Annotated in this window: 11 protein-coding genes; 4 read left to right on the top strand and 7 right to left on the bottom strand. The window is 43.5% G+C overall.

Features of this window, described 5'->3' with window-relative positions; translation table 11 throughout:
• The first annotated feature begins 9 nt into the window (after window positions 1–9).
• The gene (locus I6L24_RS11340) at window positions 10–1,071 is read left to right on the top strand and encodes an enoyl-CoA hydratase/isomerase family protein (RefSeq protein WP_216986018.1); all 1,062 of its coding nucleotides are present in this window, start codon (window positions 10–12) and stop codon (window positions 1,069–1,071) included.
• Between the two features lie 82 nt (window positions 1,072–1,153).
• Here the strand turns inward: I6L24_RS11340 and I6L24_RS11335 are convergent, their stop codons facing one another.
• The 4 genes from I6L24_RS11335 to pdxR form a co-directional block, all read right to left on the bottom strand.
• Entirely contained in the window at window positions 1,154–1,324 is a 171-nt protein-coding gene (locus tag I6L24_RS11335; protein WP_216986017.1) for a hypothetical protein, read from the bottom strand.
• Between the two features lie 171 nt (window positions 1,325–1,495).
• Window positions 1,496–2,365, bottom strand: a complete 870-nt coding sequence (locus tag I6L24_RS11330; RefSeq protein ID WP_138742733.1) for an SDR family oxidoreductase — start codon at window positions 2,363–2,365, stop codon at window positions 1,496–1,498.
• A 367-nt stretch (window positions 2,366–2,732) separates the two neighbouring features.
• Window positions 2,733–4,187, bottom strand: a complete 1,455-nt coding sequence (locus I6L24_RS11325; protein WP_180038846.1) for an amino acid permease — start codon at window positions 4,185–4,187, stop codon at window positions 2,733–2,735.
• Window positions 4,188–4,604: 417 nt separating this feature from the next.
• A complete protein-coding gene (pdxR, locus tag I6L24_RS11320; protein WP_004646934.1) occupies window positions 4,605–6,107 on the bottom strand; it encodes a MocR-like pyridoxine biosynthesis transcription factor PdxR in 1,503 nt (500 codons plus the stop codon).
• Between the two features lie 328 nt (window positions 6,108–6,435).
• Between pdxR and I6L24_RS11315 the strand changes: the two genes are divergently transcribed.
• From I6L24_RS11315 to I6L24_RS11305, 3 genes are all read left to right on the top strand, one after another.
• Complete coding sequence (locus I6L24_RS11315) at window positions 6,436–7,707, top strand: Glu/Leu/Phe/Val family dehydrogenase (protein ID WP_180038875.1); 1,272 nt, start codon at window positions 6,436–6,438, stop codon at window positions 7,705–7,707.
• A gap of 348 nt (window positions 7,708–8,055) precedes the next feature.
• On the top strand, window positions 8,056–9,318 hold the full coding sequence (gabT, locus tag I6L24_RS11310; protein WP_044110443.1) for a 4-aminobutyrate--2-oxoglutarate transaminase: 1,263 nt from the start codon (window positions 8,056–8,058) through the stop codon (window positions 9,316–9,318).
• Window positions 9,319–9,334: 16 nt separating this feature from the next.
• Window positions 9,335–10,783, top strand: coding sequence for an NAD-dependent succinate-semialdehyde dehydrogenase (locus I6L24_RS11305; RefSeq protein WP_129717363.1), 1,449 nt, complete (start codon window positions 9,335–9,337; stop codon window positions 10,781–10,783).
• Window positions 10,784–10,987: 204 nt separating this feature from the next.
• Here I6L24_RS11305 and I6L24_RS11300 read toward each other — a convergent pair whose 3' ends face one another.
• From I6L24_RS11300 to I6L24_RS11290, 3 genes are all read right to left on the bottom strand, one after another.
• Window positions 10,988–11,269: a helix-turn-helix domain-containing protein gene (locus I6L24_RS11300; RefSeq protein ID WP_004280265.1), complete on the bottom strand. Its 282-nt coding sequence runs from the start codon at window positions 11,267–11,269 to the stop codon at window positions 10,988–10,990.
• Entirely contained in the window at window positions 11,262–12,566 is a 1,305-nt protein-coding gene (locus I6L24_RS11295) for a type II toxin-antitoxin system HipA family toxin (RefSeq protein ID WP_129717361.1), read from the bottom strand. The genes I6L24_RS11300 and I6L24_RS11295 overlap by 8 nt, the downstream gene beginning before the upstream one ends.
• Before the next feature lie 313 nt (window positions 12,567–12,879).
• On the bottom strand, window positions 12,880–13,929 hold the full coding sequence (locus I6L24_RS11290; RefSeq protein ID WP_216986016.1) for an aromatic ring-hydroxylating oxygenase subunit alpha: 1,050 nt from the start codon (window positions 13,927–13,929) through the stop codon (window positions 12,880–12,882).
• Window positions 13,930–14,092: the final 163 nt, after the last annotated feature.

Genomic DNA, 14,092 nt, shown 5'->3' with positions numbered 1-14,092 from the left:
GAAAATAAAATGAGTGATGAAAATAATTTAGCGATTTGGGTAGAAGGAGGTCTGGGCATCATCAGCCTGGACCGCACCAGCCATTTAAATGCCTTAACCCTGCCGATGATTCAAGGCATTCAGGCACAACTCGATCAGTGGTGCCATAAACCACAGGTACAAGCGGTTCTGATCAATTCCAACAGTCCCAAGGCGTTCTGTGCCGGAGGAGATATCCGCTATCTGTATGACAGCTATCAGGCCGGCAATACCCAATATCAGGATTTTTTTGCCACTGAATATAAGATGCTGAGCACCTTGCGTAATTTTCCAAAGGCCGTGATCGTGATGATGGATGGCTATGTACTGGGCGGAGGCTTTGGATTGGCTCAAGCCTGTCATATCAAAGTTACGAGTGAAAAATCACGTTTTGCCATGCCAGAAACTGCGATTGGTTTTTTCCCCGATGTCGGTGCTACCCATTTTCTGTCCCGACTGGATGAAGTCGGTGTCTATATGGCATTGACTGGTGAGCAAATCAGTAGCAGTGATGCGCTGTATCTGGATCTGGTGGATTATCATGTGCCGAGTGAGCGTTTTGCTGAATTAGAAGCAGCATTGATTGCAGCACCGGTATTAAACCCGATTGAGATTCAAAAGATCATTAGTTCCTATATTACGCATCCGGTAGAAAGCGAGCTGCAAAAACGTTCAGATCTGATTAATCAGCATTTTGGCTATCAACACCTGGAGGAGATTGAACAGAGCCTTGCTCATGCAAGTAGTGCAACTAATCAGGAATGGGCCAATAAAATGCTGACCATTTTGCAGCAGCGTCCGGTGATGGCAAAACAGACCAGCCTGAAGTTACAGCAAGCCGGACAGAATTTGTCGCTGGAAAAATGTATGCAGCTAGAACGGGACTTGCAGGATGTCTGGTTAGAGCAGGGCGATTTTATTGAAGGGGTTCGTGCGCTGATTATTGATAAGGACAAAAATCCACAATGGCGAACCGAAAATGCAAAATTTGAACAAACACTGGAAAAGCTCTGGCCAGCATGGACTCAGCAGCGTATCGAAAATATTACTTAAAGCTGATGGTAAAAGACCCTCTATAATTTAATTATAGAGGGTCTTTGTATCTGTCCCATACTTTCATCGACATGAATTCTATTTAGTGGGACGGTTTCTTTTTCTTGCCGCCACCATCTTGTTTGTTGACCGTTGACCAGGCAATACGTTCGGCTTCTTCCTCAGAACGACCACGTTCTTTTTCGCTTTCTTCAATATGTTGGGCCTGCCGTTTCTGTTTATCGGTATAGGCTGATTTTTCACCTCTAGGCATCTTAATATCCTCATCAGGTTTGGCTGAAATTACTATAACAAGAGCTTACTTTTGCGAGGGTAAGTATTTGTTGGAAACATTTTATAAAAACAATTTTTTTTAAATATGAAAATCCAAAGATTAAATAGATGAAGATAACGGTCAGCTAGAACCGCTATCTTCTGTGCCAGATTAGCCGTTAATAATACTGCCGCCATTCACATGAATCACCTGACCTGAAATATAGCTGGCTTCTTCACTGGCCAGAAATAAATACGCCGGTGCTACTTCACTTGGCTGGCCCATGCGGCCCATTGGGGTACTTTTACCAAAATCTTTAAGCTGTTCTTCATCAAAACTGCTCGGAATGAGTGGGGTCCAGATTGGGCCCGGAGCGACACCATTGACGCGAATGCCCGTTTTATTTTTTAATAAATTGGTGGAAAGGCTTCGGGTAAATGTAGTGATGGCACCTTTCGTGCTGGCATAGTCAATCAGCTGATCATGTCCGTGATAACTGGTAATACTGGTGGTATTGATAATGCTGTCACCTGCTTGCATATGCGGAATCACCGCCTGAGTCAGGTGGAACATCGACAGAATATTAACATTAAATGTTTTAAGTAATTGCTCGGGCGAGATATCGGTAATACTTTCTTTCGGGTATTGAACCCCGGCATTATTGACCAGAATATTAATCGTTTTAAATTCCTGAAGGGTCTTTTCCACCATTTTCTTGATTTCATCTTGATCTTGTAAATCACATTGAATCAGCAGACAACGGCGGCCTTCATCTTCCACCATTTTTTTGGTGTCCCGTGCATCCTGATCTTCATCCAGATAGCAAATAGCGATATCTGCACCTTCGCGGGCAAATAAGACCGATACAGAGCGGCCAATTCCGCTATCACCACCAGTAATCAAGGCAACTTTGCCTTTTAATTTTTCACTGCCTTTATAATGCGGTTTAATAATTTCCGGTGCAGGGTCCATTTGGGTTTGCACGCCAGGTTGATGGTCTTGGGTTTCAGTTGAAGCTGGGGTTTCAGGATAATGATTCATATCTTTTCCAATTCCAATGATTGTGGCCATATAAGAAAAAATATATTAGAAGCTTTTGGGCAAAATGAGGCTGGACTCAACATTTCATAACAGAATGTATTCGAGATTTATCAATTATTCATTGAAACGGATCAGGTTGACCAATCAGAACAGAAAAAGCTAATGGAACAGCTTCTGGCTACACTTAAATAGTTAAGGTGGTCTTGAAAGGTGAAATTTGATTAGGAAAGGTAAAGTATCAACGGAGATTTAAAATCTAGACATACATAGGCCTTTTTTACTGGGCTTGTATATAAAATAAATGGAGAGTTTGTTAACTCTCCATTTATTCATTCTGATGTATTTAAAAAATTTCTATAGAAATAAATTAAAGATTATCACTTAAATTAATTCTGGCTTGTGCTGCTTTTTCCTTTTTGACTGAGGTTTTACCCCAGTTAAACTTTTGTGCGCAGATGCCTAAGCCTACAATAAATAATGCAAGCACACTGGTATAAACCACTTCTTTAAAATACGTCCCCTCAATAATCATGGTAATTAAAGCGCCGACAATAAAGATAATGACCAGATAAGTGAGCCATGGGAATAACCACATCTTGAATGGAATATTTTGTCCTTCAGCTTCCAGTTTTTTACGTAACTTAAGCTGAGAAATGGCAATAGCAAGATAGACATATAAAGATACGGTACCCGTCGCTAACATCAAGACATCATAAATATTCATACTTTCGGTGGCAGTCAGATAAATCGCCACGAAAGAAAACAGGCTTGAAAAGATGACACCTACCCATGGGCTGTTATTGCGGTTGGTTAAACCGAAACTCTTTGGTGCATCTCCACGTTTGGAGAGGGAATAGACCATGCGTGAACAGGTATAAAGTGCGGAGTTAAAGCAGCTACATACCGAGGTGAGCACGACAAAATTAACAATATGGCGTGCTTCTGGAATACCGAGTGCAGTAAGCGCTACGCTATACGTACCCCAGGTCGGATCTTTCAATAAAGGATTATTGTGTGGAATCAGGCAAACCGTAATCAACATTGAACCGACATAGAATAAAATGATACGCCATACAATTGAATTAGCGGCCTTACGAATTTCCTTGGCTGGATCTTTGGTTTCAGCTGCTGCTACGGTGACAATCTCTGCTCCCATATAAGCAAACATTACACCCAATAAGGCCGTGATCACCGATGAAAACCCATTAGGCATAAAGCCTTGAGCGGTTAGATGAGTTGTACCACCGAGCATAGAGGCATCGCCCCAAGGCCACAGGTGCATCACGGCCAAACTACCAAACACCAGAAACAGTACAATGGCAATGACTTTAATCAGGGCAAACCAGAACTCGAATTCACCAAAGTTTTTTACGTCACGGAGGTTAATCCAGACCAGCGCTACAGTGACCAGAAGCATATAGCCCCAGATCGGGATAAATGGAAACCAGCTATTTAAGATTTTCCCGGCGACAAAGGCTTCCCAGCCCATGAGCAAGGTCCAGAAAGACCAGTATAACCAGCCGATGGAAAATCCGGCCCAGCGCCCGATTCCTCGGTCCGCATAGGTTGAAAATGAGCCGCTGTCGGGATTCAGTACCGCCATTTCTCCCAGCATACGCATAATGAGTAAAACTAATATTCCACCTAGAGTATAGGCAATGAGTGCAGCAGGTCCTGCAGAATAGATGACATTACCGGAGCCGACAAAGAGTGCTCCACCAATGACGCCGGCAATTGAAATCATGGTGAGATGGCGTGATTTAAGTCCGTTTTTTAAGCCGTTTGATGATTCGGAATTGGAGAAATGTTGATGTTCTGCCATATAATTTCCCTTAATATCAATAGCGTAGCGGCAATAAAATTCCTTATTTGGCTTACGCTATCTTATCCTTTGAAACTGTAACCGAATTCATCAGTGCTTGACCAATATTAAGTTAATCTTAATAAAATGAATCCTTGTAGCCCTATAGACAGGATCACACTTTGATTAAAGTACGGTTACATGCTGTTCATGTATGCGGTTAATTTCTCTTTTTTGTTGTAAAGTGACGAGAGCCATTTTTGAGCAATTCAAAGGAGCCAATTGGCTTAAGAGATAAAAAATATAAGCAGGCAATATTTACAGAAAAATAAAGCTTACCTAAAATATCAGGCTAAAAGCAGGTTTACGTTCCCTTTAAAAATAAATTAAAAGCTTTTTGATTTTAAAAATATAATTGTATTGATCCCTGAGTTTTTACTAAGTTAAAGTGCGGATCCCATGCTCGCGCAAGCACTTTAACAATATCCCGAAAGCCACCAGAATTTCCTGTTCACTCACACAGGCAAAGCCCAGTAATAATCCTTTCTGCCGGGTGGAATAATGTTTGGTATAGTATTGCGATAAGGCTCTGACCTTGATTCCCAGTTCAAGCGCTTTGGATGCAATCAAGACATCATCACTGCTGCTGGGCAATTTTAAAATCAGATGCAAACCGGCGGCGGTATTGTATTCATGCAGAAAATCTTCACCTAAATGTCGGCGAATCAGGTCAATTAAAAAAGCGTGGCGTTTGCCATACAATAAACGCATTCGTCGGATATGCGCTTCATAATGTCCTTCACGGATAAATTCAGCGAGTGTTTGCTGATCGATTAAGTGACCACCACGATAAAGTTCCGAAGCTACAATTCGCAATGAAGAAAAGAGCTGTTTTGGTACCACTAAATAGCCAATACGCAGGGCCGGATAAATCGTCTTACTGAACGTCCCCATATAAATCACCGGAGAATCCGGCTCTAAACCTTGTAAAGAAGGATAGGGCTGGCCCGAGAACCTGAACTCGCTGTCATAATCATCTTCAACAATCCAGCTATTGTGCTGGCGTGCCAGTGCAATTAACTGTTTGCGCCGTTCTAAACTTAAATGTGAGCCCAAAGGATACTGATGCGACGGCGTCACAAAAATCAGTTTAGGTGGTTTCTTGGGATGCAGATCGGGAATAATCCCTTCCTGATCCACCGGTAAGGAACGTAGATTGACGCCATTAATTCGTAAAATATTACGCGCGCCCCAATAGGCTGGATCTTCGATCCAGACCTCATCGCCTATGTCGCTTAAAGTACGCGAGACCAAATCAATCGCCTGATGGGTGCCTTCGGTAATAATGATCTGATCAGCATCGCACTGCACTGAACGGGCAATTTTCAGATATTCTGCCAGCTCCTGACGCAGTTCTAGGGAGCCACCGGCATTGCTGTAAATCAGGTTGTTAACTTGAGGTTCACGGCTCAAACGCGTTTGGATTTTGCTGAAAATATGATGCGGAAATTCGGTTACATCGGGTGCGCCCGGTACAAAGGCTCCCCATTGATAAGGCGAAGCCGCGGAATAGCCGAGCAAGTAAGAACCGCGTTGCGACAGATTATAATTTTGCTGTGCTTTTTTTTCTGCAACGGCAGGAGAATTCTGTTCTGCCTTCACCAAAAAGGATTCGGGTAATTTCTCTACTACCCAGGTACCTTGACCGGTACGGGCATCAACATAACCCTGTGCCTGTAATTGTTCATAGGCATTTAACACCGTATTACGCGATACCTGAATCTCTTTAGCCAAATCACGTGATGCAGGCAAGCGGGTTTTGGGAGCCAATACGCTATCAATAATCGCGTTACGCAAGCAGCGGAACAGGCGCATCTGTAATGTTCCTGTGACATCTTGCTGCAATCGCTGCAGTAAATAATCTCCAAGCAAGCTACGCAATTGGCTCTCTCCTACAAATTTGAAATGGCTCTCGTGAGAGCGGTATTGCTAGGTGCAAAATAGTCTGATCAGGCAGTCATTGTAAAGTGTCTTGTATGCGTTTTGATCATGTACCTGCGGCTTGAATGCGAGCATACAGGCGGGCAGGCAATATACACAGATACCGATTAAAACTAAAGCGGAAAATCTAGACACTGATTTTGTTTGGAGCGCGCTGAACTAAGACCTGAATCAAGCAATGATTGCCATAACAGCCGAATAGAGATGTGTTGCAGCCGCCAGGACATACGACTGCATATAACAAAAGGATCATAGAATGAACATGATGATGAAAGGATTGACCTATACCGAGCAAGGTACAACGGCCTGGAACAATTATCTTAAGCAACTGGATAAAGTAGCGCCTTATCTGGGTGAGCTGAGTGAACGACTGGACATGCTGCGACGCCCAAAGCGCAGTTTGATTGTCGATGTCCCGGTCATTATGGATGATGGTACGGTTCAGCATTTTGAAGGCTATCGTGTTCAGCACAATTTAACCCGCGGTCCGGGCAAAGGCGGTGTGCGTTTTCATCCAGATGTCAATTTGGATGAGGTGATGGCTCTGTCAGCCTGGATGACAATCAAATGTGCTGCTCTAAATTTACCTTTTGGTGGAGCCAAAGGCGGTGTGCGAGTCGATCCGAGCCAGCTTTCCAAACGCGAACTGGAACGCTTGACCCGACGTTATACGGCAGAAATCAATTTAATTATTGGACCGCAAAAAGATATTCCGGCACCGGATGTAGGAACCAATCCGCAAATCATGGCCTGGATGATGGACACCTTTTCCATGAATGCAGGTTCTACGATTACTGGTGTAGTGACCGGAAAGCCGGTGCATTTAGGGGGTTCTTTAGGCCGTAGTAAAGCCACAGGCCGTGGTGTGTTTATTAGCGGCCGTGAAGTTGCCCAGCAAATCGGTCTGGATTTAAAAAATGCTCGGGTCTGTGTACAGGGTTTCGGTAATGTCGGGAGTGAAGCTGCGCTGCTTTTCCAGGAAAATGGCAGCAAAGTGATCTGTGTTCAGGACCATTCCGCCACCCTGTATCAAGAAGAGGGGATTGATATTAAAAAGCTGCTTGAATACTCCAATGCCCACCATAAAATTCAGGGATTTTCTGCCAGTGATGAAATTTCTGCATCAGCTTTTTGGAGCATTCCTGCCGAAGTTTTTATTCCGGCAGCACTGGAAGGTGTGATTAATACTCAGGTCGCGCAAAATATTCAGGCCAAAATGATTCTGGAAGGTGCCAATGGTCCCACTTTGACTGAAGCGGATGAAATTCTGAGTGAGCGTCATATTACGGTGGTGCCAGACGTGATCTGCAATGCGGGTGGCGTGACGGTCAGCTATTTTGAATGGGTTCAGGATTTGGCCAGCTATTTCTGGACTGAGGAAGAGATTAACCAGCGTATGGATGCCAGTATGAAAAATGCGGTACAGGATGTATGGCAAAAAGCAGTTCAGGCCGGATGTTCTTTGCGTACAGCCGCTTATATTCTGGCTTGTGAACGTATTTTAATGGCACGCCAGGAACGCGGCATCTATCCGGGTTAAGCGAAGTTTTTTGCAAGATGAATTAATCCATAAAAACGACTAGATTTAATCCATGATGACCCATCGTAAATTTTTGCAATGGGTTTTTAAATTGGCTTCTTTATTTAAAAAGGAGCCAATTTTCATTATAAATATAAATAATTGTTTATAAATAAAATAATTTTATATTTTGACTATTTTACTCGTTTTAAATAGATCAATTGGCTCCTTTGAATTACTCAATAATGGCTCTCGTCTCATACGCGTAAAAGCGCAAAATGAACAACATCAGCCAGTCTTTGGCAAATTTCTATCCCAAGATCCGGATAGCAAAATTTACAACGTATGAATCAAGAATGAGGATACAAAATGGACAGTAAACACTCAGCACTGAATGCACGTAAACAGCAGGCAACACCACGTGGTGTTGGGGTCATGTGTCAATGGTACGCAGAGAAAGCAGAAAACTCGACCATCTGGGATGCAGAAGGCAATCAATATATCGACTTTGCGGGCGGGATCGCCGTACTGAATACCGGCCATCGTCACCCTAAAATTATTGCTGCGGTCACTGAACAATTAACCAAATTTACCCATACGGCTTATCAGGTTGTACCATACGAGAGTTACGTTGCTCTGGCAGAACGTATCAATGCACGCGCTCCAATTCAAGGTGCTGCAAAAACCTCATTCTTTTCGACTGGTGCTGAAGCTGTCGAAAATGCAGTTAAAATTGCCCGTGCCCATACTGGCCGTCATGGCATCGTGACTTTTGGCAATGGTTTCCATGGTCGCTCATTTATGACGATGGCCATGACCGGTAAAACTGCACCTTATAAACGCGACTTTGGGGTGATGCCTGGTGGTGTTTTCCATGCCCGTTATCCGGTGGAATCCAAAGGCATTAGTGTTGATGATGCAATTCAAAGCATTGAAGACATTTTCGCAGAAGATATTGCTGCGCATGACGTAGCAGCAATTGTGCTTGAACCTGTACAAGGCGAAGGCGGTTTTAATGTGGTGCCAGCAGAATTCCTGAAACGCTTGCGTGTATTATGCGATCAAAACGGCATTTTACTGATTGCTGATGAAGTACAGTCTGGTTTTGCGCGTACAGGTAAACTGTTTGCGATGGATTATTATGAGACCAAGGCAGACCTGATTACAATGGCCAAGAGTCTAGGCGGCGGTTTCCCGATCTCAGGCGTTGTAGGTCGTGCTGAAGTCATGGATGCACCAAATCCAGGTGGATTGGGCGGTACTTATGCCGGTAACCCGGTTGCTGTTGCGGCTGCCCATGCGGTACTGGATATCATTGAAGAAGAAGGTCTTTGTGAAAGAGCGAATGATCTAGGCGCAGAACTGGTTGATGTTTTACATGAACTGAAAATGTCATCTAGCATGGTCAAAGATATTCGTGCACTGGGCTCAATGGTGGCGGTTGAGCTTGAAACTGCGGAACAGGCAAAAGCTGTACAAAACCATGCCATGCAAAATGGTCTGTTAATCCTGACCTGCGGTCGTTATGGTAATGTAATCCGTTTCCTATACCCGCTCACGATTCCGGCAGAACAGTTCCGTGCGGGATTGGCTATCTTGAAACAAGGGTTTGCACTGTCTGTCGCAGCCTAATAAAAGAGTAATGATCATGCTTCAAGCGCAATATAGAGATTTATTACAGCATCCTGATATCAGCTTCGATCAGCCTGCCACGGATGAATATATTGAAGTCAAAGATGCAGCAACCCAAGCCACTTTGGCCTGGGTAAAATCCCATGACCGGACATCTGTAGAACAGCTGATAGCTCGTTCTCAGCAAGCCCAAAAAGCCTGGAAAACCAAGACAGCCCTCGAACGTGCGGATGTGCTTTGGGCCTGGTTCAATCTGATGCAGGAACATAAAGAATCTTTGGCTCAGATTCTGACTGCTGAACAGGGTAAGCCACTGGCTGAGGCGCGTGGTGAAATTGGTTATGCCGCTTCCTTTATCCGCTGGTTTGCCGAGCAGGCGCGCCGTATTGATGGTGACGTGTTGACACCAACGCTTGCCCATCAGCGTTTATTGGTCGTTAAACAGGCGATTGGGGTAACAGCTGCGATCACGCCATGGAATTTCCCGGCGGCGATGATTACCCGTAAAGCCGCGCCAGCTCTGGCTGCTGGCTGTTCCATGCTGGTTAAACCGGCTGAACAAACACCTTTAACCGCCTATGCGCTTGAAGTTTTGGCCTTGCGCGCAGGTTTGCCACAAGATGTATTGCTGCATGTTAGTGGTGATGCGGTTGCAGTGGGTCAGGTCTTATGTGAAAGCGAAACTGTGAAAAAGTTAAGCTTTACCGGTTCGACTCAAGTCGGCCGTATCCTGATGCAGCAATGTGCACCGACCATCAAAAAACTGTCTTTAGAACTTGGTGGCAATGCACCGGTTCTGGTCTTTGATGACGCCAATCTTGAACAGGCGGTACAGGGCATCATGGCCAGTAAATTCCGGAACAGTGGGCAGACCTGTGTTTGTGCGAACCGGATTTATGTACAAGATGGCATTTATGATGCACTGGTAGAAAAACTGGTGGCTGCTGTTGCCAAGCTGAAAGTCGGGGATGGCCGGGATGAAGCTTCTACCCAAGGTCCATTAATTGATGAGGCTGCGATTGAAAAAGTGCAATCACATATTGCAGATGCAGTGAGCAAAGGCGCACAGGTGAAAACCGGTGGACAGCGCTCAAATCTGGGCGGTACATTCTTCGAACCAACGCTTCTGACTGAAGTCACCCAACAGATGCGTATTGCAAAAGAAGAAACTTTTGGACCGTTGGCGCCGTTATTCCGCTTCAAGACTGAAGAAGAAGCAATTCAGATGGCGAACGATACGGAATTCGGTCTGGCCACCTATGTATTTAGCCAAAGTACAGCACGTCAGTGGCGTGTAGGCGAAGCCTTAGAATACGGTATGGTGGGAATCAATACCGGAGCTATCTCTAATGAGGTTGCGCCATTTGGTGGAGTCAAGCAATCAGGATTAGGCCGTGAAGGGTCCAAATTCGGTATGGATGAATATCTTGAAATGAAATATCTCTGTGTTGATATTTCTTCATAATGACGTTTAAAAAGTAAACGTATTCATTAAAAAACTGATAAGAAAATATCAGCCTCCAGTGAATCCCGCGTTTAATTTAAACCGGGATTCCTGTGATAGAGCAAGGATTTAACAGACAGATTGGAGCAGGGCATATTTTCAGTTGTTAAACCATTCTTCTTCTCTAAAATTCCCGCAAATATCAATTAAAGCATCAGCTTCTCATCAGGATTTAACCCTGATTTCTAACTTTAAACCAAAAGCATCCAGTAATTTCTGCATAGACTTGAGTGTTGGATTTCCTTCAGGTTGTTCCATTTTCTGTAGAGTCTGGGGAGCAATCTTGGTAATTTTAGCCATATCGTTGAGTGTGAGGTGCAACTCGGTACGAATGAAGCGAGCAACCTGATGAAAAGGCCAGTCAGGATTGTTGCTGACGGTTTCAAGTACAGATAATCTCTTTTGCATCTGTTGAATCGGGGTCAGGGGCTTAAAGCGTTTATCCATGATTCAGCTCCTCCAATTGTTGGCAAATATTATTAATTCGATACTGGCTATTTTCAAGAATTTCAGGTGCCAATTGCAGATGCTGCATGTGCTCGAGTAACCCCTGATAAAGTGGTAATTGCTCGATTAATACCGCTTTGATTTCTTGTGGATCAATCATCGTGCTTTCGGCGATCTGTTCAATGACTGAATGCCAAATTGGCATGCCACCATGATCATCTCGCTCCCAACGTGTAGTTCGGGCAATACCATCTGGATGGAGCCACATCGGCGCAAAATCAAATAATGGGGTTAGTTGAATGATTCCATTATTGAAACGTTGAATCGCTGTATTACGGGTATGATTGTCTTTATTGCCTAAAGCGACATTGGCAAGATCACGCTTCAAATATTCAAAGATTTCCTGTTTTGGTTCAGTACAGCATTGCATCAACAGGCTACAGATCTGGTTATGGGTCATTCTTACCCCAAAACCGGCTTTTCCTCCCAGAGAAGCAATACTTTCCTGGGCAATTCTTTCAACCTTCCCATCGCTGACTTTACGGTCAAATCGGGGAATAAATAAAGTCTTACCATGCAGCTCCAGTTCCTGATGAACACGAAGTCCCAGGTATTGGGCAATTTTCATATATAAGGCTTCGTGCATCAAAATTTTATCTAGATTCTGATCACTGCCACGACTGAATTTCACCAGCCAATGCTGTTTGACCTGATCATCTGTCAGCGTGTGATCCAGATAGAACAGGTCATCGTGACCTTGGGTCAGCAGTAATTTTGGCCACTCGCCCTGAATACCAGAAGAACCGGCAATAAAAAGTCCATAAGAGGCCAAGGATTCAATAAATTTTTCTTGACGTTCTACGACTTGGTCCAGACTAAAGCCATGATTCTGCTGAACAGGGAACTGCCCCTGTAGCCATTCATAAGCCTCTTTAATCCGTAAATTACCAATCGGATTGCCTGCACCCGCTTTTAAAAGCGCCCAGTCTGCTTGTTCCTGAGTATTTTCAGAAAAATTAAGCTGACGGAGTAATTCTTTACGACCATAACCTTGAGGTAACAAATCCATCAGGAAGGCCGGCCAGGTAGATTGCAAGGTATTTTGCACATTTACTGGTAAATGATAGGCTAGCGCATGCCCATCGCTTAGGTTCATATAAGAAATAGCATATTCAAATAGATATGATGTGCGCGTGGCTGCTTGCCATCCAGTTTGTTGTTGACCGACAATCTCAACAATAGCGCAATCCAGCCATTCATCTTCCTGATAAACCTGCAGTGTGCAATATTGATCCATAATTTTATTAAAATAGTAAAGTAAAGTGATTTTATTTATTATATACCTATTTTAATAAAAAACTAATTTTATCTTCTAAAAGTTCTTTACCATTCTAAAAGGCCTTTCTTCACTAGAATACAAGACCCATGAGGCTATATAACAAGATGTATCCTGATAGAAATCACGATATAACCCAATTCATCCAAAAATAAGTTTGGCTAAAGACCTACATCGACATATAGCTTATAAATTTAATAATCCTGTAATTTTTTAAATATCTGGGGATATCTAGCCCTTACTACCTATAACTGCTTTTCTTTTGAATAAAATTTTAAGCAGCAAATAAAGGACTAAATCCCCGTTTGCGTAGTAATTTTCGGTACATGCTTGAACTCCGATCTGCCGGAAAATGCGCTTCTAAAGATAAATCCAGAGGTAAATATTCAGGTTTCTGATTTTCTACAATCACACGATCTTCCTCGAAAATTTTCATATTGAATGCATAGGCATCTTCAACCGGTAAATCTTTATCATAATTGCGGCAAATAGGCGCAAAAAGTCGTGTTGAACGTGCAGTCATCGGTGAAGCCGCATTCATGATGACCTGCTTGGCATCATTCGGAAAATGAATCGTAAGGGTTGCAGTAAAGGGTAGGCTCACTTCAAAATGACGTAACCATTTAAAATCTTCCTGGCCACGCTGCTCTGTTCCGATCGGATAACGTCCCACACTACTGATATAATCTGCATTAAAACCAACATCCGTTTCTGTCGTACTGTAATCAGGAACTTCTACATCCTCCGGATCACCAAAAGTATCGGGATGCACCCAGGCAAAATGTGCCACATCAATAAAACCTTCGAGCTGTCTTCCTGCAAAACATTGAATGTCTATCTGAGGGCAGACCAGTTGCTGATACTCAGCATCATCCCAAAAAGGCATATTAGGAATATGAGGTTCTGCATCTTTTGTAGCGCTTAATGAACACCAGATCAGACCATACTTTTCTACCGCAGCATAAGTTTTCAAATGGAAACGTTCCGATATTGTATGCTGAGGATGTGCAGGAATACGGTTGCATTTACCTTCATTGCCAAAGCGTAAACCGTGATAACGACACACCACGCCTTGGCCGTCATTTTTTCCCAAGCTTAAAGGTACACCGCGATGCGGACATGCATCTTTCGCCACCACCAGTTCATCGTTCATTTTATAAATCACCAGAGGCATATCAAGCAGCATGCTACTTGTTGGCTGATCTGTAATATCACGCGCAAGTGCAATCGGATACCAGTACTGAGCCAAAAGATTCCAGTCATGTTCCTCGAATGTCATATGGACTGGTAAGTCGGGACTAAAAGCGGCGATATTTGTATTCATAATGGGTTCTGTGTCATGACCTTTAGCTGGACTATAAAACAGCAATGTGTTCTATGAAATTTCAATTAATAGGACATAGGATTGCGTAAATCAGAACACTGACCAGCGATTAAAAACAAAATAAGCATCTTTCCAGGTTTTTTATGTTCAACCACGCAAATAT

It is taken from the genome of Acinetobacter lwoffii, from assembly GCF_019048525.1.
GTDB classification, from domain to species: Bacteria; Pseudomonadota; Gammaproteobacteria; order Pseudomonadales; family Moraxellaceae; genus Acinetobacter; species Acinetobacter lwoffii_K.
Note: the sequence above shows the minus strand (reverse complement) of the source record. Positions and strands in the feature narration are given on the sequence as shown.